The sequence below is a fragment of the Streptomyces sp. CB02923 genome, assembly GCF_001905005.1.
GTDB lineage: Bacteria > Actinomycetota > Actinomycetes > Streptomycetales > Streptomycetaceae > Streptomyces.
Genome location: NZ_LWKZ01000027.1, coordinates 663,963 through 683,828 on the forward strand (window position 1 = coordinate 663,963; position 19,866 = coordinate 683,828).

The window sequence follows — 19,866 nt, forward strand, 5'->3', positions numbered from 1 at the left end:
CGGAGCGCCCGCGCCATGAGCATCGAGACGGCCCTGTGCGCAGCCCGCGTCCGGTACGGCTCCCTGGAGGCCCTGCACGGCGTCGACCTGGCCGTGCCCGCTGCCCGGGTCACCGTGCTCCTCGGGCGCAACGGTTCCGGCCGCACCACGGTCCTGCGCGCGCTGGCGGGAACCGTACCGCTCACCGCCGGGCGCATCGTGTGGCGCGGTACGGACATCACCCGGATGCCCGCGCACGCACGCGCGCGCCGCGGGCTGGCCCTGGTGCCCGACCGCGGCGCCGTATTCAGCTCACTCTCCGTCGGCGAGCAGCTCGAACTCGCCGCGCCGGACGGCGCCGTCGGCCCGGCCCTGGATGCCTACCCGCAGCTGCGCGCGCTGCTCGGCCGCCGCGCGGGCACCCTCTCCGGCGGCGAACAGCGGATGCTCGCCATGGCCCGCGCGCTGGCCGGCCCGGCCCGGCTCCTCCTCCTGGACGAACCGGCCCAGGGCATGTCACCGGCCGTCACAGCACGGACGCACGCGCTGCTCGGCGAACTCGCGGCCGCCGGACGCACCGTCCTCGTCGCCGAGCAGGCGCTGCCGCCCGCCCTGTGCCGCGCCGCCACGGTCGCGTACGTCCTGCGGCGCGGCAGCGTCGCCTTCGGCGGGGAACCGGCCGAGGCCGCCCGGTTCCCCGGGCTCAGAGCCGGCCCGGCGTCACCACCCGGCCGATGAGCACGGGCAGCGCACGGTCCCCCTTCTTGAGCCCGTACCGCTTGGCGCAGTACGGCCAGGCCGACCAGCCCTGCCTGCGCAGCACCCGCTCCGCGACGGCGATCTGCTGCTCGCGGGTGGCGAGGTCGGCGCGTGGCGCGTAGGCCAGGCCGCCGTGCTCTTTCCAGGTCGACTGCCGGAACTGCAGTCCTCCGTAGAACGCGTTGCCGGAGTTCTTGCGCCAGTCACCGCCGCTCTCGCACTCGGCGATGCAGTTCCACGGCCCTTTCCTGAGGGAGCAGCCCGCCGGGGACGGCAGGTGGGGTGCGGTGTCCTGCGCCTGCACGCCGCCGGGCGCGCACAACAGGACGACCGCTGGGACGAGGGACAGGACGGCCGCTCTGCGACGGCCGGCTTTCGCGCGGCGCTTGGGCATCAGCGCCCGAAAAGAATGGGACATCGCGTCACGCTAAACAGGGGTGCGCGGGTGCCCGCGCCGCCGCGCCCGGACAGCGCGACGCCCCACCCGGTCGGTGGACGGCCGGGTGGGGCGTTCGGCGTACGGTGCCGAGGGCGGGGCCGTCGTGCTGCCCGCGCGTGCCGCGGGGCGGCCCCGTGGCTCAGAGCGTGAGCCGCTGGCCCGGGACGATCATGTTGGGGTCGCCGCCGACGACGGCCCGGTTCGCGGCGTACAGCTGGCGCCAGCCCACGTTGTGCGCGGCGGCGATCCGGCTGAGCGTGTCGCCCTGCCGCACCGTGTACCCACCGGTGCCGGCCCGCGACCTGCCGCGGTCGGCGTGCCCGCCGAAGCCGCGCGCCTTCTTGCCGACCTTGGCGCCCACGTCGCGGCGCACGTCCTTGTGCACGTACCGCTTGCCGCTGCTGCTCTGGCCGGAACGGAACGCCTTGGGTGCCTTGGGCGCGCTCCCGTACGCACCGGCGCGTGCGGAGCAGGTGGGCCAGGCGCCCCAGCCCTGGGACGCCTGGACTCTGGAGGCCACGGCGATCTGCTGGGCGCGGCTGGCTCCGGCGGCGGTCGGTGCGTAAGCGCCGCCGCCGTGTGCGCGCCAAGTGCTGTGGGTGAACTGGAGGCCACCCGAGAAGCCGTTGCCGGTGTTGATGTGCCAGTTGCCGCCGCTCTCGCAGCGGGCGATGCGGTCCCACACTCCGCCGTCCGCCGCCTGCGCCGGTCCGGCGGTGGCGGCCACCAGCGCGAGCGGGGCCACCAGGGCCGCCCCGGCGAGCGCGGCGATGTCACGGCGTATGACGCCCTTCGAAAAAGGCATGGAATCCCTCTCCACGGCCCCGGGAGTCCCCCTGGTGCCGTGGCGCGGACGCTTCTTGCGTCCGCGGACCGCGGCACCCCGCCCGCCGCGGGGTGGTGCCGGTCGTGCTCGGTAGTGCTGCGTACGGTGCATCCGGTGCCACACGACTCGGCTCGTGTGCCGTGTCTCGCGTGGCGTGCCGGCCGTGGTGCGGGCCGGCGGTGGATGCGGACGGCGGGCGTCCCCGGGTGGTGCTCGGTGCACACGGCCGGAGAATCTAGGGAGGCTCACGCCCTGTTATCAACCGTGGCGCCGTCCCACCTGGCCAGTCAGGCGTTACCGGAGGTATCAGCCAAATCCGGCCACCCACTTGATTCCTTGATTTCCGCATTTGTCACCCTGACACCCCGACGATCTGTGACCCACCTCACCAGCTCAACTTCCGTGCCCACAGCACAAGTTGGCAGGGAGTGATCGATTCCGGTCCATAGCTCACACTCCGCTTCGAACGGTTCGATTCCGTACCCGGCCGCGCGTGACTCCTGCCACAGATCGCCCGTTGTCCTGGTACGAGCCGGGGGCCCCCGGCAGCCCGCGCAACGATCGAGGAGCCATCCGTGCCGCGCATGCTCGACGTCAGTGACGACGTTCGCGCCGAGATCGGTGACGAAGAAGCCGACCGCCTGCTGGCCGGTGGCAACGCCCCCGGCAACTACGACTGCACCTCCTGCCGCACCCCCGGCGACAGCGACCAGGAGCGCACCAGCACCGTCCTGTTCGTGGGCGAGGAGACCGCGGTGCTCGCCTTCGCCCACGCGTCGTGCATCCCCTCGCAGGTCGTGCCGGTCTCCGAGGAGCAGCTCCAGGGCGCCGTGCGCTCCATCACCGGCGAGGACGGCCGGGCCGCCGAGCCCGCCGGACCGCCGCCCGCCACCCCGTTCGCCGCCCTCCCCGGCGAGCACCGGCAGGCGACACTCGGTGTCACCTGCGGCCTGGTCCTGGTCGAGAACGACCTGCGGCCCGCGCTGGTCGTCGAGCCCGCCGGGCCCATCGCCCGCCCCGGCTCCACCGAACCGGGCGACGCGTTCCTCCCGCTGCTCCTGGAGCACGGTTTCGCCCCGGTCGCCGACATGGCCGTACTGCCCTCCCCCAACCCGGGCTGGTCGGTGCTGCTGGCCGCCGGGCAGCTGCACGCCATCCTCCAGCCGGGCGCCGACGGCGGCCAGCCCAGCTCCTGGTGGCAGGCCCACCAGCCGCTGCCCGTCTCGGACGGCTGGCGCGCCGCCGCCGCCAAGGCCCGCACCGTCCTGGTGTACGCGGCGCCGGTGGGCGCCGTCGGCCACCAGCCGCGGGAGGACCTGATGCGGGAGGCCATGGAGAAGGCCGCCGCCGAGGACCGGCTGGTGGCCGCCTCCATGCCGCTGGCGGGCACCTGACCGGGACGGCTCCCGCCTTCAGGCGCCCCGGCTCCGCCCCGCACGGGACGGAGCCGGGGCGCCGCTGCCCGCCAGGGCCGCGAGCCGGTCGCACTCCCCGCCGATCAGCCGATTCTTCGCAGAGCCCGCATCCCGGGAGCATCCGGGTCGTTGGCACAGACGTGCACGCATACGACCCCTCCTCCCGCGTCCCGTATCCCTACCAGATCCCCGGTATGCGCCCGTCGCACGACGCGACCACGGCGACCATGGCGGCCCCCCACCCCGCCCCCGCCTCGGCCACGCCGATCTACGACTCGCTGTACGCCGAGTACCGCCGCTCCTTCCGCGCGCTGCCGGGGGACCGGAGCGGGGAGGAAGGGCTGAGCGCCGAGGCGATGCGGAGCATCTGGGGCCGCACGACCACCGCGACCGGCCACCTCCCGTCGGCCGGCCACTGGGAGCCGGTCCCCCGCCAGCAGTACCACGGCCACCCGCACCACGGGGGCGGCCACCACCGGGGCCACTTCCCTCCGGCGCTGCCGCCGGCGCCCCGCGAGTACCGCCCGCACGGCCACTGACCGCCCGCACGCCCTCCTAGGCCCCACCTGCTCTCGTACGCCCGCACATCCCTGTACGCCCCGCACAACCCTGTACGCCCCGCACATCCTCGTACGCCCGCACATCCCGTGACTCCCGCGCACGAAAAACGGTGGCGGGGCGGCCCCCAGGAGCCGCCCCGCCACCGTCCGCCGTTGCGACGGCGGCTACTTCTTCTTGCTGCGCTTCTCGCGCACCCGTACGGAGATGTGGATCGGCGTCCCCTCGAAGCCGAACTCCTCACGCAGCCGGCGCTCGACGAAGCGGCGGTAGCCGGCCTCCAGGAAGCCGGAGGCGAAGAGCACGAACCGCGGCGGCTTGGTGCCCGCCTGCGTGCCGAAGAGGATGCGCGGCTGCTTGCCGCCCCGGATCGGGTGCGGGTGGGAGGCGACGATCTCGCCGAGGAAGGCGTTCAGCCGGCCGGTGGGGACGCGGGTCTCCCAGCCGTCCAGCGCCGTCTCGATCGCCGGGACCAGCTTCTCCATGTGCCGGCCGGTGCGCGCCGAGACGTTGACCCGCATCGCCCACGGGATCTGCACGAGGTCCCGCTCGATCTCCCGCTCCAGGTAGAAGCGGCGCTCCTCGTCCAGCTGGTCCCACTTGTTGTACGCGATGACCAGCGCGCGGCCCGCCTCCACGGCCATCGTGATGATCCGCTGGTCCTGGACGCTGATGGACTCGCTCGCGTCGATCAGGACGACCGCGACCTCGGCCTTCTCCACGGCGGCCGCGGTACGCAGCGAGGCGTAGTAGTCGGCGCCCTCCTGGAGGTGGACGCGCTTGCGGATGCCCGCGGTGTCCACGAACTTCCAGGTCTTGCCGCCCAGCTCGATCAGCTCGTCGACCGGGTCGCGAGTGGTGCCGGCCACCTCGTTGACGACCACCCGCTCCTCGCCGGCGACCTTGTTCAGCAGGGAGGACTTGCCGACGTTCGGGCGGCCGATCAGCGCGATCCGGCGCGGCCCGCCGAGCGGGCCGCCGAAGGTCTGCGCGGGCGCCTCGGGCAGCGCGTCGAGGGCGGCGTCCAGCATGTCGCCGGTGCCGCGGCCGTGCAGCGCGGAGACCGGGTGCGGCTCGCCGAGGCCGAGCGACCACAGCATGGCGGCGTCCGCCTCGCCGGACGGCCCGTCCACCTTGTTGGCGACCAGCACGACGGGCTTGCCGGCCCGGCGCAGCAGCTTGACGACGGCCTCGTCGGTGTCGGTGGCGCCGACCTTGGCGTCGACGACGAAGACCACCGCGTCGGCGGCCTCGATCGCGAACTCGGCCTGCATCGCCACCGAGGCGTCGATGCCCAGCACGTCCTGCTCCCAGCCGCCGGTGTCGACGACCTTGAAGCGGCGGCCGTTCCAGTCGGCCTCGTAGGTGACCCGGTCGCGGGTGACGCCGGGCCGGTCCTCGACGACCGCCTCGCGGCGGCCGATCATGCGGTTCACCAAAGTCGACTTGCCGACATTGGGGCGGCCGACGACGGCGAGGACGGGCAGCGGGCCGTGCCCGGCCGCGGCGATGTCGCCGCCGACCTCCTCCGGGTCGAAGCCCTCCTGCGCGGCGAGCTCCATGAACTCCGTGTACTCGGCGTCACCAAGCGCACCGTGCTCGTCGCCGGTGGGGGTCTGGTCGTTCATGAAGTCCGTTCCTCGTTCTCCGTCATCGGTGCCCGCTCGTCCGCGGGCCGCCGTTCAAGTCTCGTTCAGTGCCCGGTCAGGCGCCTGGCCTGGGCAAGGTGAGCGGTCAGCCGCTCCTGTATCCGCAGCGTCGCCGCGTCCAGCGCCGTACGGGTGCGCCGGCCGCTGCCGTCGCCCGCCGCGAAGGCGTCGCCGAAGACGACGTCGACACGGCTGCGCAGCGGCGGCACCGCCTTTATCGCCCGGCTCCGGCGCTCCGCGCTGCCCAGCACGGCCACCGGCACCACGGGCGCGCCGGAGCGCACCGCGAAGTACGCGAGGCCCGCGCGCAGCGAGGCGAAGTCGCCCTCGCCCCGGGTGCCCTCGGGGAAGATCCCCAGCACACCGTCGTTCTCCAGCACGGCCAGCGCGTCGGTGACGGCCTTCCGGTCGGTGCCGGAGCGGTCCACCTTCAGCTGGCCGATGCCGCGCAGGAACGGGTCCAGCGGGCCGACGAACGCTTCCTTCTTGATCAGGAAGTGCACCGGCCGCGGCGCGGTGCCCATCAGCATCGGGCCGTCCAGACCGTGCGCGTGGTTGACCGCGAGGATCACCGGGCCGGCCGACGGCACCCGCCAGGCGCCCAGCACCCGCGGCTTCCACAGCCCGTACATCAGGCCAATGCCGATGCGCCGCCCGACCGCGGCGCCGCCCGCGCTGGGCGCCCGGCCGCCGCCCGCGCCCGCTGCCGCGCCGCTGCGCGTCACCGCGCCGCCTTCGCGGCCATCGCCGCCTCGGTCAGGGTGACCACGCACTCGATGACCTGCTCCAGCGTGAGGTCGGTGGTGTCCACCTCGACCGCGTCGGCGGCCTTGGCCAGCGGCGAGGTCTTACGGGAGGAGTCGGCCGCGTCCCGCTTGACCAGGGCCTCGCGGGTGGCCGCCAGGTCGGCGGCGTCCTTGCCGGTCAGCTCACCGCTGCGGCGGGCCGCGCGGGCCTCCGGCGACGCGGTGAGGAAGATCTTCAGGTCGGCGTCGGGCAGCACGGTGCTGCCGATGTCCCGGCCCTCGACGACGATGCCCTCCGGGGCCGCGGCGGCGATCTCCCGCTGCAGCTCGGTGATCCGGGTCCGTACCTCGGCGACCGCGCTGACGGCGCTGACGGCCGAGGTGACCTCCTGGGTGCGGATCGGGCCCGCGGCGTCCAGGCCGTCCACGGTGATCGTCGGCGCGGCCGGGTCGGTACCGGAGACGATCACGGGCTTGACCGAGGCGTCCGCCACGGCGACGGCGTCCTTCACGTCGAGGCCGTTGCTCAGCATCCACCACGTGATCGCGCGGTACTGGGCACCGGTATCCAGGTAGCCCAGCCCCAGCTTGGCGGCGACGGCCTTGGAGGTGCTGGACTTGCCCGTGCCTGCGGGGCCGTCGATGGCGACAATCACTGCAGCCGGGGCGGTCCGGGCGGGGGTTTCCACGGTGTCGGGCACCTTCCTCGATCACGGGGCGGGACAGGGGCCGCCGCGTGGGGCCCCGCACAAGGTTACTGGCAAGCAGCGGCGCACCGTGCAGCCCGTACGCCCCCGCCTCCGTATCGGCCCCGCCCCGGGCGCCGGACCCCGGCTACTGCCGTATCGACCAGCCGCGCTCGCGCAGCTCCGCCGCGAGCACCGGTGCCGCCTGCGGCTCCACCATGAGCTGGATGAAGCCCGCCTGCTGGCCGGTGGCGTGCTCGATGCGCACGTCCTCGATGTTGACCGCGGCCCGGCCGGCGTCCGCGAAGACGCGGGCCAGCTCGCCGGGCTGGTCGCCGATGTGCACCGCGACGATCTCGTACGCGGCCGGGGCGGCGCCGTGCTTGCCCGGCACCCGCTCGCGGCCCGCGTTGCCGCGCCGCAGCACGTCCTCGACGCCGCGCGCGCCCTCGGCGCGCCGGTCCTCGTCGGCGGCGTCCAGCGCGCGCAGTGCCCGTACGGTCTGCTCCAGGTCGGCCGAGACCTCGCTGAGCACGTCGGCGACCGGCCCCGGGTTGGCCGAGAGGATGTCCATCCACATACGGGGCGCGGACGCGGCGATCCGCGTCACGTCCCTGATCCCCTGCCCGCACAGCCGTACCGCGGTCTCGTCCGCGCTCTGGAGGCGGGCGGCGACCAGGCTGGAGACCAGCTGCGGCGTGTGCGAGACCAGGGCCACGGCCCGGTCGTGGGCGTCCGCCTCCATGACGACGGGCACCGCGCGGCACAGCGCGACCAGCTCCAGCGCCAGGTTGAGCACCTCGGTGTCGCCGCCCTCGGCCGGGGTCAGCACCCAGGGGCGCCCCTCGAAGAGGTCGGCGGTGGCGGCGAGCGGTCCGGAGCGTTCCTTGCCCGCCATCGGGTGCGTGCCGAGGTACGCCGTCAGGTCGCAGCCCAGCGCCTCCAGCTCACGGCGCGGGCCGCCCTTGACGCTGGCCACGTCGAGGTAGGCGCGGGCGGCGCCCCGCCGCATCAGCGCGGCCAGCGACGGCGCGACGTGCGCGGGCGGTACGGCCACCACGGCCAGGTCGACCGGGCCGGGCGGCTCCTCGGCCGTGCCCGCGCCGAGCGCGGCGGCGGTCTCGGCCTGATCCGGGTCGTGGTCGTCCAGGTACACCTGGACGCCGCGGCCGTGCAGCGCGAGGGCGACGGAGGTACCGATCAGGCCGGTGCCGATGACGAGCGCGGTCCTCACTGGGCGATGTCCTTCCGGAGGGCGCCGGCGGCACCGAGGTAGACGTGTGCGACCTCGGCCTTGGTGCGGTCGGTCTCGATGTGCGCGAGGACGCGCACCACGCGCGGCATGGCGCCCGCGATGTCCAGTTCCTGCGCGCAGATCAGCGGGACGTCGCTGATGCCCAGCTGCCGGGCGGCGACCGCGGGGAAGTCGCTGTGCAGGTCGGGGGTGGCGGTGAACCACACGCTGATCAGGTCGTCCGGGGCCAGGGCGTTGCGCTCCATGACGGCCGTCAGCAGCGCGGACACCTGCTCGTGCATGTGTCCGGCCTCGTCCCGCTCCAGTTGCACGGCCCCGCGTACCGCTCGTACCGCCACGTCACCGCTCCCCTGACTTTCCGTGTACGGCGCCCGGCACGCGCCCCGCGCCCGCCGCCGTTTTCCTCCCCGTCAGCCTAGCCAGGTACGGGAGCGGAGCACGACGCCGCCCGGTCCGCGAGACACGGACCGGCCGGGGACGGAACGCGGCGCCCGTCCGGAAACGGGTCCCGGACACCTCCGGGGCCGGGACTACCGCTGTCCGACGGTCCGGTACCGGCGGGCGGCGAGGTCCCGGAGCGCGGGGTCCTGGGGTATCTCGCCGTCGGGTGTCAGCCGGTCCACGGCCTGCGGCAGGGTGTGCGCGAGCTGCTGGGCCGCTTCCCGAGCGCTGACGCCGTTCTCCTCGGCTATCCGCCGCAGGGTCTCGCCGGGCAGCGCCTGTTCGACCTCTTCGGGGGTGACCGGCTCGTTGGCGCCGCGGCCCACCCAGGAATGCGCCTGCCGTCCCAGCTCTCCCTGGAGGAGTTTGCCGAGCACGGTCTGTATGGCGCCTCCATGGCCGCCGTGGCCGCCCCCGTGGCCGCCCCCGTGGCCGGCTGGGCCGTGCCCCCCGGGGCCGGTGCCGCCGAGCGCCCCCATCAGCGAGCCGATGAGACCTGCCGTCACGCCGCCCGGACCGCCGCCGGGCAGCCGTCCCCGCAGTCTCCCGAGATCTGGTGATCCTGTCATGTCCGTGCCTTTCCACGAATTCCTGGCAGTCTCGACGAGACACCGGCTCCGGGGCTTACGCGACGCGTGACGTCTATCCAACGTACCGGCGCCCGGCGTTTGCGCCACCCGGAATCCGGCTGGCGCAGACCGCTCCCACCAGCCACAATCCCCCCTCACGCGGTCCCCGGCCGCGGGCCGCGCCCGCACCGCGGACCACGGCGGTCCGGCGCGCCGTCACACATCCCACACCTTCCCCAGCCCCACCAGCTGGTCGCGGTACTCGATCCGGTCCGCCCACTCCGCGGGCCACGCCCCGGCGCCCAGATGGGCACCGGCGAAGGCACCGGCGAGGCAGCCGATCGAGTCGGAGTCGCCGGAGGAGCAGGCGGCCCGGCGCAGCGCGGTCAGCGGCTCGGCGGGGAAGAGCAGGAAGCACAACAGGCCGGTGGCGAGCGCCTCTTCGGCGATCCACCCGGCGCCGGTGGCCAGGCACGGGTCGGCCTCCGGGTCGGGGGCGCGCAGCGCGGCGTCCAGCCGGTCCAGGGCGCCGAGGCACTCGTCCCAGCCGCGCGCGATGAAGTGCTCCGGAGCCGGGTCCCGGGCATGCCGCCACAGGTCGCCGAGCCAGTCGGCGCGGTAGACGGTACGGCTCTCGACCGCGTACGAGCGCAGCAGCCCGGTCAGCTCGTCCGGCCGGGCGCCCTGCGCGAGCAGGTGCACGGCGTACGCCGTCAGGTCGCTGGCGGCGAGCGCGGTCGGGTGCCCGTGCGTGAGCGCGGACTGGAGCTGCGCGGCCCCGGAACGCTGCTCCCGGCTCAGCTTCGGCACCAGCCCCACGGGCGCCACCCGCATGTTCGCGCCGCACCCCTTCGAGCCGGTGCGGCTGGCCTCCACCCATGGCCGCGCGCCGTCGCTGAGCAGGCGGCAGGCGGTGAGGCAGGTGTTGCCGGGCGCCCGGTTGTTGTCCGGGGAGCGCCACCAGTCGACGTAGTTCCGCCGTACGGGCGGGAGCAGGTGCGCGGCGTCCAGACCGCCGTGCGCGGCCGCCATGGCCTTGCGCAGGCCGAGCCCGAGGGCGATCGTCATCTGCGTGTCGTCGGTGACGTACGCCGGGTCGGGCAGCGCCATCCCGCGCCACGGGCCGCTCTTGGCGAGGATCGCGGGTACGTCGTCGAACTCGGTCGGAAACCCGAGCGCGTCACCGAGCGCCAGCCCGATGAGCGATCCGGTCGCGGCGGACGACATGAAAGAACCACCCCTTAATCGTCACAGTGACAATAAGAGGTGGTTCCACCAACCGGCAAGGAGCCGAGGGCCCAGCTCCCGGCCCTCCGGCCCTCCGGCCCCTAGAGCTCGACCTCGCGCATCAGCATGCCGACCTCGGTGTTGGTCATCCGCCGCAGCCAGCCCGACTTCTGGTCGCCCAGCGAGATCGGGCCGAAGGCCGTCCGCACCAGCTTGTCGACCGGGAAGCCCGCCTCGGCCAGCATCCGCCGCACGATGTGCTTGCGGCCCTCGTGGAGGGTCACCTCGACCAGGTAGTTCTTGCCGGTGTTCTCCACCACCCGGAAGTGGTCGGCGCGCGCGTAGCCGTCCTCCAGCTGGATGCCGTCCTTGAGCTGCTTGCCCAGGTCACGCGGGAGCGGGCCCTGGATCGCGGCCAGGTAGGTCTTCTTCACGCCGTACCGCGGGTGGGTCAGCCGGTGGGCCAGCTCGCCGTGGTTGGTGAGCAGGATGATGCCCTCGGTCTCCGTGTCCAGCCGGCCCACGTGGAACAGCCGCGTCTCGCGGTTGGTCACGTAGTCGCCCAGGCACTGGCGCCCGTCCGGGTCCTCCATCGTCGAGACGACACCGGCCGGCTTGTTCAGCGCGAAGAAGAGGTACGACTGCGTGGCGACCGTCAGGCCGTCCACCTTGACCTCGTCCTTCTCCGGGTCGACGCGCACGCCCTGCTCCATGACGACCTGCCCGTTGACCTCGACCCGCGCCTGGTCGATCAGCTCCTCGCACGCGCGGCGCGAGCCCATGCCCGCACGGGCCAGCACCTTCTGCAGGCGCTCGCCCTCCTGGTCACCGAACGTCTTCGGCGTCTTGATCTGCGGCTTGCTGTGACGGGCGCGGTTGCGCTCCTCCACCTGCGCGTCGTACTCACGGGGCCGCGCCGGAGCCTGCCCGCGGCCACGCGGCGGCTGCCCCTTGCCGCCCGGCTTGCCGCCGCTCTTCGGGCTCGTACGAGGACCGCCCTTGGCGCCGCCGCGGGCAGCCGCGCCGCGGCCCCTGCGCTCGTCGCCACGGTCCGGAGCGCCACCACGGCCGCCCTGGGCGCCGCCACGGCCGCCGCCCGAACCGCCACGGCCGCCGGAACCGCCGGAGCCGCCACGGCCCGCGCCGTCGCCGCGGCCCTGTCCGCCCTCGCCCACGTCGTAGCGGCGCTCCTCGGGACGGGGCCGGCCTGCGCGCTGCTGCTTCTCGTCCTTCTTGTTGCCCGCACCCCGGTAGTTGTTGCCCCTACCGGCGTCCCTGTCGTTCCTGCCGCTGCTTCGCATCAATGATCCGTCTGAGAGTCGCCGCTGTCGTCTACGTCGAACGACGGAACACCTTCCCGGGAATCGCCCTCGACCGCCTCCGCCTCCGGGAGGAAGGGAGCGAGCTCCGGGAGCTCGTCCAGGCCACGCAGGCCCATCCGCTCCAGAAAGTAGTTCGTCGTCCTGTACAGGATCGCACCTGTTTCAGGTTCCGTCCCCGTCTCCTCCACCAGACCACGCTGGAGAAGGGTGCGCATCACACCGTCACAGTTCACCCCGCGTACGGCCGAGACCCGGGAACGGCTGACCGGCTGACGGTACGCGACCACGGCCAGAGTCTCCAATGCGGCCTGCGTCAGCCGTGCCTGCTGGCCGTCCAGCACGAAGCTCTCCACGGCGTCCGCGTACGCGGGCCGGGTGTAGAACCGCCACCCCCCGGCCACCAGCCGCAGGTCGAACCCGCGCCCCTGCCGGGTGTAGTCCTCCGACAGCTCCCGCAACGCGAGCGCCACCTCCCTGCGGGGCCGCTCCAGCACCCTGGCCAGGTGCTCCTCGGTCGCGGGCTCGTCCACGACCATAAGCACCGCCTCCAGCGCCGGCCGCAGCTCCAGGTCCGCGACACCGAGCGCCCCCACCGGGGCGCGCTGATCCTCCGGCCCGCCCTCGTCCCCCTGAGCCGTCTGCACCACCACCGCCACCTCACTCACCCCGCGTCCTCACCTTCCGCACCCACCCGGGCCTCCGGCCCGGCCTCCCGGTCGAACTCGTCCGTCACGACCGGCGCGCTCTCCGCACCGCCAGTCCACCGGACCGTCAGCGCCCCCAGAGCCTGGTCCTGGTCCAGCTCCACCACCCGCTCCCGGTACAACTCCAGCAGCGCGAGAAAGCGGGCGACGACGGTCAGCGTGTCCGGCGCGTCCCCGGCCAGCTCCGCGAAACCCGCCTCCCCCACGGCGCGCAGCCGCGCCACCAGCACCTCCGCCTGCTCCCTGACGCTGACCAGCGGCGCGTGGATGTGGTCGACGTACACCTGCGGCCTGGCCCGGGGCTGCATCGCTTTCACAGCCAGCCGGGCGAAGCCCTCCGCCCCGATGCTGATGGCGACCTCGGGCAGCAGCTCCGCATGGTGCGGTTCCAGTCCGACGGTACGGGGATGACGGCGCCCCTCGTCCTCCAGGCGCGCGCTGAAGATGTCCGCGATGCGCTTGTACGCGCGATACTGCAGCAGCCGCGCGAACAACAGGTCACGCGCCTCCAGCAGCGCGAGATCCGCCTCGTCCTCCACCTCGGCCACGGGCAGCAGCCGCGCCGCCTTCAGGTCGAGCAGCGTCGCCGCGACCACCAGGAACTCCGTGGTCTGGTCGAGGTCCCAGTCCGGCCCCATGGCCCGGATGTACGCCATGAACTCGTCCGTCACCCTGGACAGGGCGACCTCGGTGACGTCCATCTTGTGCTTGGAGATCAGCTGAAGCAGAAGATCGAAGGGCCCCTCGAAATTCTCCAGCCGAACGGTGAACTTCCCGTCACCGGCCTCACCACCCTCAACGGGCGGGGCATGATCTTCGGTCGTCGGCATCGCGGTCCATAGGGGGAGTTCGGTCCCGGCCAGCGTATCCGCCCCGGGGGCCAGCCGAATCGCCGGGCGCGCCGCGATGGGGGGTGCTTGCGCGGTGGGGGTGGGCGTTGTGCGCGTGGGGTCCGGTGGGTGGGGGCTCGGGCCCACGCGGACGGGGTCACTCTCCCCCAGCCTTCGGCCGGGGGGACCCCCACGACACCGTGTACGTCACCGGTGACTACATAGTGAACCCAGATACCCGGCTGCTCTGCGGGGAGACCCCTGCGTGGACCCGAGCCCGGCCGGATTGCGGCTCTCCCGCCATCGTGGCTCACATACCCCTGCGCGCAGCGCAGGGGCCGGGGCCGCGTCCACCGCGCGCAGCGCGGTGGACTGAGCCCGCCGCGCGGAGCGCGGCGGCTGGGTCAGCACGCCGTGGGTGCGCACCCGCGCCGGGTGACGCCACGGCCGCCCCCGCCTCCACCCCGTGAGCCTCACCACGCGGTGGGCGGGCACGCGGGTGATCGAAAAACTCCCCCCAGCTGGCCGCAGTCGCCAAACAACGTGAGGGGGTGCGTAGGGGGCCATCCCCGCAGAGCAGCCGGGTATCTGGGTTCACGATGTTGTCACCGTTGACGTACACGGTGTCGAGGAGTTGGCCCCCTGCGCGCCCCCGCCCCACAGCGAAAGCCATACGACCCCGCCCGCCAGCGAACCCCCTCGCGCGAAGCGCAAACGCCCACCCCGCACAAGGTGAACCCACAAACCGAAAACCGCGCGCGTCAGCGCCCCCGCAACCGCCGCACCAAAATACTCGCGTCCCCCCGCGACTCCAGGTCCGCCAGAACCACCGCCACCGCTTCACGAACGATCCGCCCGCGATCAACCGCAAGCCCGTGTTCGCCACGAAGGACGAGGCGAGCGTGTTCGAGGTCCATGAGCTCCTCGGCGGAGACGTAGACCGTGATCTTCTCGTCGTGCCGTTCGCGCCCGCTGGGCCGCCGGTTCGCGCCACGGCCGCGCCGGCGGGAGGACCCGCCGTCCTTGGCTTCGCCGGTCGCCGCCGGCTGCGCTTCCGTGCCGCCGCGCCCGCGGCCCCCGTGTTCGGCCGGTGCCGTGCCGTCCGCGCCGCTGTCCGGTTCGGGGCGCCGCTGCCGCGGGGTCGTTTCCTCTCCGGGCCCCGGGCCCGGCCCCGCCTCGGGCTCGCCCCCGGGCGCGGGAACCCGCGGCGTCTCCCCGTTGACGGGGGAGGCGCCGTTGGCCGCGGCCGGACCGTTGGTCTTGCGGGGCGCCGGGGACTGCAGCCCCGACCCCCCGGTCGTACGGAACAATTCGTCGGCTCCGGGCAGACTCACTCGGCGTGACACCGGGCGAGCACCTCCCTGGCGAGCTGACGGTAGGCCGCGGCACCGACGGAGTTGGACGCGTACGTGGTGATCGGTTCGCCCGCGACGGTGGTCTCGGGGAAGCGCACGGTACGGCCGATGACGGTGTGGTACACGTGGTCGTCAAACGCTTCGACGACGCGCGCGAGGACCTCGCGGCTGTGTACGGTCCGCGAGTCGTACATCGTCGCGAGGATGCCGTCGAGTTCCAGGTCGGGGTTGAGCCGTTCCTGGACCTTCTCGATCGTCTCGGTGAGCAGCGCCACACCGCGCAGCGCGAAGAATTCGCACTCCAGCGGGACGATGACCTTGTGAGCCGCCGTCAGCGCGTTGACGGTGAGCAGGCCGAGGGAGGGCTGGCAGTCGATGACGATGTAGTCGTAGTCGGCCATCAGCGGCTTCAGCGCACGCTGGAGCGTCGACTCGCGCGCGACCTCGCTGACCAGCTGGACCTCGGCGGCTGACAAATCGATATTGCTGGGCAGCAGGTCCATGTTCGGGACCGCGGTCTTCAGCAGCACCTCGTCGGCCGACATGCCCCGCTCCATGAGCAGGTTGTAGACCGTCAGGTCCAGTTCCATCGGGTTGACGCCGAGCCCGACGGACAGCGCGCCCTGCGGGTCGAAGTCGACGAGCAGCACCCGTCGGCCGTATTCGGCGAGCGCGGCACCCAGGTTGATGGTCGAGGTGGTCTTTCCCACCCCGCCTTTCTGGTTGCACATCGCGATGATCTTGGCGGGTCCGTGGTCCGTCAACGGTCCTGGAATCGGGAAGTAGGGAAGGGGGCGCCCGGTCGGGCCGACACGTTCGCGGCGCTGGCGGGCGGCGTCCGGCGCGAGCGTGGCCGCGTACTCGGGGTCCGGCTCGTACTCCGCGTCCGGATCGTAGAAGTGCCCCTCGGGCAGGTCGTCGTAGTCGGCGAGCCGGGTGGGATCTGAGCCGCCCCGGTCGCCGGCCATGGCGTTCACGTGATGGCCGTCCATGCTCTGGTGGGCTGTCGTCGTGGGGCTCTGTTGGGCTGCGAAGGCGTGGACAGCGACGGAGCCGACAGCCTGGAGCCCCGTGGGGCCCTGGCCCCGTGCAACCGCTCCTGGTCGTCCACCTCCGGGAGTAAATGTCGACTCATTCACAAGTCGTCTTACCTCCTTGGATGTGACCAGGAAACTTATCGATAGGTCAGCGTGGCACTATGCCGACGGTTGGCGACTCTATGGCGTGTCGGGCGTTCGCAGCAACACAATCCGCCGGACCCGGCCCGATGTGTCGGCAATCGAACATGCCAATGTCAAGGGTGCAAGCCGCACAACCCCGATGTTTCGAGGGTGTGCGAATCGGTTAAAGGGTTACGTTCTCGGCGAGTTGAGGACCGTCCGTGCGGTTTCGGGCGTGCGGCGTGTCGATGAACGGCCGCGGCCGGGCCTTGTCGACAAGGCCCGGCCGGCAGTGCGTCATTGACGCGCGCTATTGACGCCTCAGCCGAGAAGCGTGGCCAGGTCGGTGGCCTCCAGGCCGTGCGCCTCGGCGACGGGACCGTAGACGACCTTGCCGTCGTGGGTGTTCAGACCCTTGGCGAGGGCGGCGTCGCGGCGCAGCGCCTCGACCCAGCCGTTGTTCGCCAGCGACACGATGTAGGGCAGCGTGGCGTTGGTCAGCGCGTAGGTGGAGGTGCTCGGCACGGCGCCGGGCATGTTGGCCACGCAGTAGAAGACCGAGTTGTGGACCTGGAAGGTCGGCTCGGCGTGGGTGGTGGGCCGGGAGTCCTCGAAGCAGCCGCCCTGGTCGATCGCGATGTCGACAAGGACACTTCCGGGCTTCATCTTGGCGACCAGCTCGTTGGTGACGAGCTTCGGGGCCTTGGCGCCCGGGATGAGCACCGCGCCGACGACGAGGTCGGCCTCGACGACGGCCTTCTCCAGCTCGTAGGCGTTGGAGACGATCGTCTGCACCTTGGTGCCGAAGATCCGGTCCGCCTCGCGCAGCTTGTTGATGTCCTTGTCGAGCAGCGTGACGTGGAAGCCGAGGCCCACGGCGATCTGCACGGCGTTCCAGCCGGAGACGCCGCCGCCGATGACGACGGCCCTGCCCGCGGCCACGCCGGGCACGCCGCCCGGCAGCACGCCGCGGCCGCCGGCCTGGCGCATCAGGTGGTAGGCGCCGACCTGCGGGGCGATACGGCCCGCGACCTCGGACATCGGGGCGAGCAGCGGCAGCTGGCGGCCGGGCGTCTCGACGGTCTCGTAGGCGATGGCGGTGGTACCGGACTCCAGGAGGGCGTCGGTGCACTCGCGGGAGGCGGCCAGGTGCAGGTAGGTGAAGAGGGTCTGGTCCTTGCGGAGGCGGTGGTACTCCTCCGCGATCGGCTCCTTGACCTTCAGCAGCAGGTCCGCGGTGGCCCAGACCTCGTCGGCGGTGCCGAGGATCTCGGCACCGGCCGAGACGTACTCCTCGTTCGGGATGGCGGAGCCGAGGCCGGCGTCCTTCTCGATGAAGACCTGGTGGCCGTGGCGGACCAGCTCGTGCACACCGGCGGGCGTGATCGCCACCCGGAACTCGTTGTTCTTGACCTCGCGGGGGATGCCGACCTTCACGTCGATCACGGTCCTTGTAAGAGAGCTTGCAGGAGGAAATCCATGCATGCCAGGCATGCCGGGACTGACCGCGGCGTCCGCGGCCTGGCCAGTCTATTTAAGGATTCCGAGTTGTCTAGCCTTGCAAAGCATCTATTACTGAGAGGAACACCACCGATTTCGTAGGTCACTGTGGGTGATCTGAGAGGAGACGTTCCCCCATCCCCCGGTGCAGCCTTGCGGCTGCCGGGTCGCCGAGCCGGTCGAGGGTGTCCGCGATCCGCAGTTGCAGCGCCGCCTCCAGCCGTCCGTCACGGGCTTCGGCGGCCAGCGAGAGGGCCGCGGTGCAGGTCCGCAGCGACTCCTCGGGCCGGCCCGCGTACTCCTGCACCCGCGCCGCCTCGCCGAGCGCGCGGGCCTGGCCCGCCACGTCGCCCAGCCTCCGGTACGTGCCGTAGGCGGCCCGCCACTCCTTGAGCGCCTCGCCCCACCGCGCCGCGTAGGTCAGCACCGCGCCGATCCGGCCGTGCAGCCGCGCGCCGTCCGCGTTCTCGCCCCGGGTCAGGCGCAGTTCCAGCGCGCGCCCGTACCAGTCGGCGGCCCGCTGCCAGTCCCCCAGTTCCGTGTACGTGCCGCCCAGCGACTCCAGCGCCCGTACGGTCGCGATGGGGTCCCTGACCTCGCGCGCGGCGCTCAGCGCGCCCCGGTAGCGGGCCATCGCGTCCGCGGTCCGCCCGGCCTGCGCGTCCAGGTCGCCGAGGTTGAGCAGCGCCGCGGCCCGCTCCCGCGCCAGGCCGCGGCGTTCGGCGACCTCCAGGACCAGGCCGTGCAGTCCGTAGAGGTCGGGGGCGGCGGCCTCGGCGCCCTGGTGGGCGATCAGGGTGCGGACGATCGCGGCCATCAGCCGCCGGTCCAGGGTGTCCAGTTCGCCTTCCTCGACGGCGATGCGGGCCGCCTCCAGGAGGGCGGTCCGGCGGCTGCGCAGCCAGGCGGCGGCGGAGGCGGTGGAGGCGAAGCGCAGTGAGCGCGGCAGGCCGGCCACCTTCTGGCGGGCGGGCGACCCGGCGGGTTCGCCGAGCGCCCGGCAGGACTGGAGCAGCCGTACGGTGCGTTCCAGCATCCGGGCCCTGGCGAGCTGGATCTCGGCGGGACGTTCCCTGTCGTGAAGGGCGGCGCGTACGAGCTGGGCCAGGCAGCCGGGCATCCGGTACTGCGCCTGGAGGCCGGCGCTCCCGGCGGCCGGGGACCCGGGCCCTTCCGGATGCGGCTCCGTGCTCTCCACCGGCCGCAGCACGCCCTTGGCGGCGAAGTCCTGGAGCGCCGACTCGGCGGCGGCGACGGAGCACCCGGCGAGGGCGGAGGCGATGTGCGCGTCCACCAGTCCGGCCGGGGCGAGGGCGATCAGCCGCAGGGTGCGGGCGGCGACGGGCGGCAGGGTGTCGTACACGAGGCGGAAGGCGCGGGCCAGGGGGCGGCCGCCGGCCGGTTCGTCGGCCTGTTCCGGTACGTCGCGCAGCGCCTGGAGGAGGTCGGCGACGGAGTTCTTGGGGCGTTCGGCGAGCCAGCCGCCGACCAGCACGAGTGCGGCGGGGCGGCCGCCGCACTCCTCGGCGACGGCGTCGGCGGAGCGCGGGTCGACGGTGATGCGGGTGGGGCCCGCGTACCGGCTGAGCAGTTCGACGGCGGACGCGTTGTCCAGGCCGCCCAGGGTGCAGGGCCGTACGTCCGTGATGCCGGTGAGCGGGCCCTCGGAGACCGCGACGACGAGGCAGTCGGCGGCGTCCGGCAGCAGCGGTTCGACCTGTTCGGCGCCGGCCGCGTCGTCCAGCAGGAGCAGGGCGCTGCGCTCGGCGAGGGCCGCGCGCAGCGCCTCGGCCAGCTCGTCCTCGGCGGCGCCGGGCTGCACGGGGGCGCCGAGTGCGGTGAGCAGGTCGCGGGCGACGAGGTCGAGGGGTACGGGGCCGCCGCCCGGGGTGGTCAGGGTGGCGCGCAGTACGCCGTCGGGGTAGTCGTCGGCGAGCTGCCGGGCCAGTTCGGCGGCCAGGGCGCTGCGGCCGGAGCCGGGGCGTCCGGCGATGAGCAGGACGCGGCTGCGGGCGCCCCGGCGGCCGGAGAGGGTGTCCAGGCCCGTGCGGGCGATGTCGGCGCGGAGGGCCTTCAGCTCGCGGCGGCGGCCGATGAAGCCGCCGGCCGCGGTGGCGGCGGGCGGCACGGTCCGGCGGCCGGCCGGCCGGCGGCTGCCGGGGCGGTCCGCCGCGCCGCCGCCGTCCGCGTCCCGGCCGGCGGCGGCGCGATCGGTGCCGGACGCCGCGGCCGTGCCGTCCGGGTCCGGCGCCGGCCGCTGCCGTGCCGCCGTCGCGGGTCCGCCCGCCTTCCCCGGCGGGACGTGGCCCCCGCCCACCGCTTGATCCGCCACGGGTCACGCTCCCGTCCACCTGCGCTTACGAGCCCGCCGCGGTCGCGTACGGGAACGCCGTCGAGCGTAGTTCACGACCCGTCACGCGCCCTGTGGAGCACGACGGTTGAGTCA

At 73.4% G+C, this 19,866-nt stretch carries 19 protein-coding genes; 3 read left to right on the forward strand and 16 right to left on the reverse strand.

Features of this window, described 5'->3' with window-relative positions; translation table 11 throughout:
- Positions 1-15 precede the first annotated feature (15 nt).
- Complete coding sequence (locus tag A6A06_RS37840; RefSeq protein ID WP_073768192.1) at positions 16-717, forward strand: ABC transporter ATP-binding protein; 702 nt, start codon at positions 16-18, stop codon at positions 715-717.
- Here A6A06_RS37840 and A6A06_RS43665 read toward each other — a convergent pair.
- Together A6A06_RS43665 and A6A06_RS37850 are read right to left on the reverse strand one after the other, a co-directional pair.
- Complete coding sequence (locus A6A06_RS43665; RefSeq protein ID WP_338015983.1) at positions 683-1,156, reverse strand: transglycosylase family protein; 474 nt, start codon at positions 1,154-1,156, stop codon at positions 683-685. The genes A6A06_RS37840 and A6A06_RS43665 overlap by 35 nt on opposite strands.
- A gap of 160 nt (positions 1,157-1,316) precedes the next feature.
- Entirely contained in the window at positions 1,317-1,982 is a 666-nt protein-coding gene (locus A6A06_RS37850; protein ID WP_073768196.1) for a LysM peptidoglycan-binding domain-containing protein, read from the reverse strand.
- Between the two features lie 596 nt (positions 1,983-2,578).
- On the opposite strand from A6A06_RS37850, the gene A6A06_RS37855 reads away from it, so the two are divergent.
- Together A6A06_RS37855 and A6A06_RS37860 are read left to right on the forward strand one after the other, a co-directional pair.
- The gene (locus A6A06_RS37855) at positions 2,579-3,397 is read left to right on the forward strand and encodes a hypothetical protein (RefSeq protein WP_199931395.1); all 819 of its coding nucleotides are present in this window, start codon (positions 2,579-2,581) and stop codon (positions 3,395-3,397) included.
- 161 nt (positions 3,398-3,558) lie between these two features.
- On the forward strand, positions 3,559-3,957 hold the full coding sequence (locus tag A6A06_RS37860; RefSeq protein ID WP_073768200.1) for a hypothetical protein: 399 nt from the start codon (positions 3,559-3,561) through the stop codon (positions 3,955-3,957).
- Positions 3,958-4,143: 186 nt separating this feature from the next.
- Here the strand turns inward: A6A06_RS37860 and der are convergent, their stop codons facing one another.
- The 14 genes from der to A6A06_RS37930 all read right to left on the reverse strand — a co-directional run bounded on the left by der (position 4,144) and on the right by A6A06_RS37930 (position 19,752).
- A complete protein-coding gene (gene der / locus A6A06_RS37865; protein WP_073768202.1) occupies positions 4,144-5,604 on the reverse strand; it encodes a ribosome biogenesis GTPase Der in 1,461 nt (486 codons plus the stop codon).
- Positions 5,605-5,669: 65 nt separating this feature from the next.
- Entirely contained in the window at positions 5,670-6,257 is a 588-nt protein-coding gene (locus A6A06_RS37870; protein ID WP_242441154.1) for a lysophospholipid acyltransferase family protein, read from the reverse strand.
- Between the two features lie 89 nt (positions 6,258-6,346).
- The gene (gene cmk, locus A6A06_RS37875; protein WP_242441141.1) at positions 6,347-7,060 is read right to left on the reverse strand and encodes a (d)CMP kinase; all 714 of its coding nucleotides are present in this window, start codon (positions 7,058-7,060) and stop codon (positions 6,347-6,349) included.
- Positions 7,061-7,205: 145 nt separating this feature from the next.
- Positions 7,206-8,291 (reverse strand): prephenate dehydrogenase, encoded by a 1,086-nt coding sequence (locus A6A06_RS37880; protein WP_073768208.1) that lies wholly within the window; start codon positions 8,289-8,291, stop codon positions 7,206-7,208.
- Complete coding sequence (gene aroH / locus A6A06_RS37885; RefSeq protein ID WP_073768210.1) at positions 8,288-8,650, reverse strand: chorismate mutase; 363 nt, start codon at positions 8,648-8,650, stop codon at positions 8,288-8,290. Before aroH ends, A6A06_RS37880 begins: the two co-directional genes overlap by 4 nt.
- A 192-nt stretch (positions 8,651-8,842) precedes the next feature.
- Positions 8,843-9,322, reverse strand: a complete 480-nt coding sequence (locus A6A06_RS37890) for a YidB family protein (RefSeq protein WP_073768212.1) — start codon at positions 9,320-9,322, stop codon at positions 8,843-8,845.
- A 216-nt stretch (positions 9,323-9,538) separates the two neighbouring features.
- Complete coding sequence (locus A6A06_RS37895) at positions 9,539-10,549, reverse strand: ADP-ribosylglycohydrolase family protein (protein WP_073768214.1); 1,011 nt, start codon at positions 10,547-10,549, stop codon at positions 9,539-9,541.
- A gap of 101 nt (positions 10,550-10,650) precedes the next feature.
- Positions 10,651-11,850, reverse strand: a complete 1,200-nt coding sequence (locus tag A6A06_RS37900) for a pseudouridine synthase (protein WP_073768216.1) — start codon at positions 11,848-11,850, stop codon at positions 10,651-10,653.
- Positions 11,850-12,518 carry an SMC-Scp complex subunit ScpB gene (scpB, locus tag A6A06_RS37905; RefSeq protein WP_443333825.1) on the reverse strand — a complete coding sequence of 223 codons (669 nt, stop codon included), beginning with the start codon at positions 12,516-12,518 and terminating at the stop codon, positions 11,850-11,852. The genes A6A06_RS37900 and scpB overlap by 1 nt, the downstream gene beginning before the upstream one ends.
- Before the next feature lie 14 nt (positions 12,519-12,532).
- A complete protein-coding gene (locus A6A06_RS37910) occupies positions 12,533-13,405 on the reverse strand; it encodes a segregation and condensation protein A (protein WP_199931396.1) in 873 nt (290 codons plus the stop codon).
- A gap of 761 nt (positions 13,406-14,166) precedes the next feature.
- The gene (locus tag A6A06_RS37915) at positions 14,167-14,751 is read right to left on the reverse strand and encodes a hypothetical protein (RefSeq protein ID WP_242441142.1); all 585 of its coding nucleotides are present in this window, start codon (positions 14,749-14,751) and stop codon (positions 14,167-14,169) included.
- Entirely contained in the window at positions 14,736-15,752 is a 1,017-nt protein-coding gene (locus A6A06_RS37920; RefSeq protein WP_030019435.1) for a ParA family protein, read from the reverse strand. The genes A6A06_RS37915 and A6A06_RS37920 overlap by 16 nt, the downstream gene beginning before the upstream one ends.
- A 489-nt stretch (positions 15,753-16,241) precedes the next feature.
- The gene (gene ald, locus A6A06_RS37925; RefSeq protein ID WP_073768424.1) at positions 16,242-17,357 is read right to left on the reverse strand and encodes an alanine dehydrogenase; all 1,116 of its coding nucleotides are present in this window, start codon (positions 17,355-17,357) and stop codon (positions 16,242-16,244) included.
- 166 nt (positions 17,358-17,523) lie between these two features.
- Positions 17,524-19,752: a tetratricopeptide repeat protein gene (locus A6A06_RS37930; protein ID WP_073768220.1), complete on the reverse strand. Its 2,229-nt coding sequence runs from the start codon at positions 19,750-19,752 to the stop codon at positions 17,524-17,526.
- Positions 19,753-19,866: the final 114 nt, after the last annotated feature.

Excerpts from the sequence above, each read along its gene's own strand:
- A6A06_RS37840 (WP_073768192.1), top strand. The coding sequence starts at position 16 with ATGAGCATCGAGACGGCCCTGTGCGCAGCCCGCGTCCGGTACGGCTCC.
- A6A06_RS43665 (WP_338015983.1), bottom strand. The coding sequence starts at position 1,156 with ATGTCCCATTCTTTTCGGGCGCTGATGCCCAAGCGCCGCGCGAAAGCC.
- A6A06_RS37850 (WP_073768196.1), bottom strand. The coding sequence starts at position 1,982 with ATGCCTTTTTCGAAGGGCGTCATACGCCGTGACATCGCCGCGCTCGCC.
- der (WP_073768202.1), bottom strand. The coding sequence starts at position 5,604 with ATGAACGACCAGACCCCCACCGGCGACGAGCACGGTGCGCTTGGTGAC.
- A6A06_RS37870 (WP_242441154.1), bottom strand. The coding sequence starts at position 6,257 with ATGTACGGGCTGTGGAAGCCGCGGGTGCTGGGCGCCTGGCGGGTGCCG.
- A6A06_RS37890 (WP_073768212.1), bottom strand. The coding sequence starts at position 9,322 with ATGACAGGATCACCAGATCTCGGGAGACTGCGGGGACGGCTGCCCGGC.
- A6A06_RS37895 (WP_073768214.1), bottom strand. The coding sequence starts at position 10,549 with ATGTCGTCCGCCGCGACCGGATCGCTCATCGGGCTGGCGCTCGGTGAC.
- A6A06_RS37900 (WP_073768216.1), bottom strand. The coding sequence starts at position 11,850 with ATGCGAAGCAGCGGCAGGAACGACAGGGACGCCGGTAGGGGCAACAAC.
- A6A06_RS37910 (WP_199931396.1), bottom strand. The coding sequence starts at position 13,405 with ATGCCGACGACCGAAGATCATGCCCCGCCCGTTGAGGGTGGTGAGGCC.
- A6A06_RS37920 (WP_030019435.1), bottom strand. The coding sequence starts at position 15,752 with ATGGACGGCCATCACGTGAACGCCATGGCCGGCGACCGGGGCGGCTCA.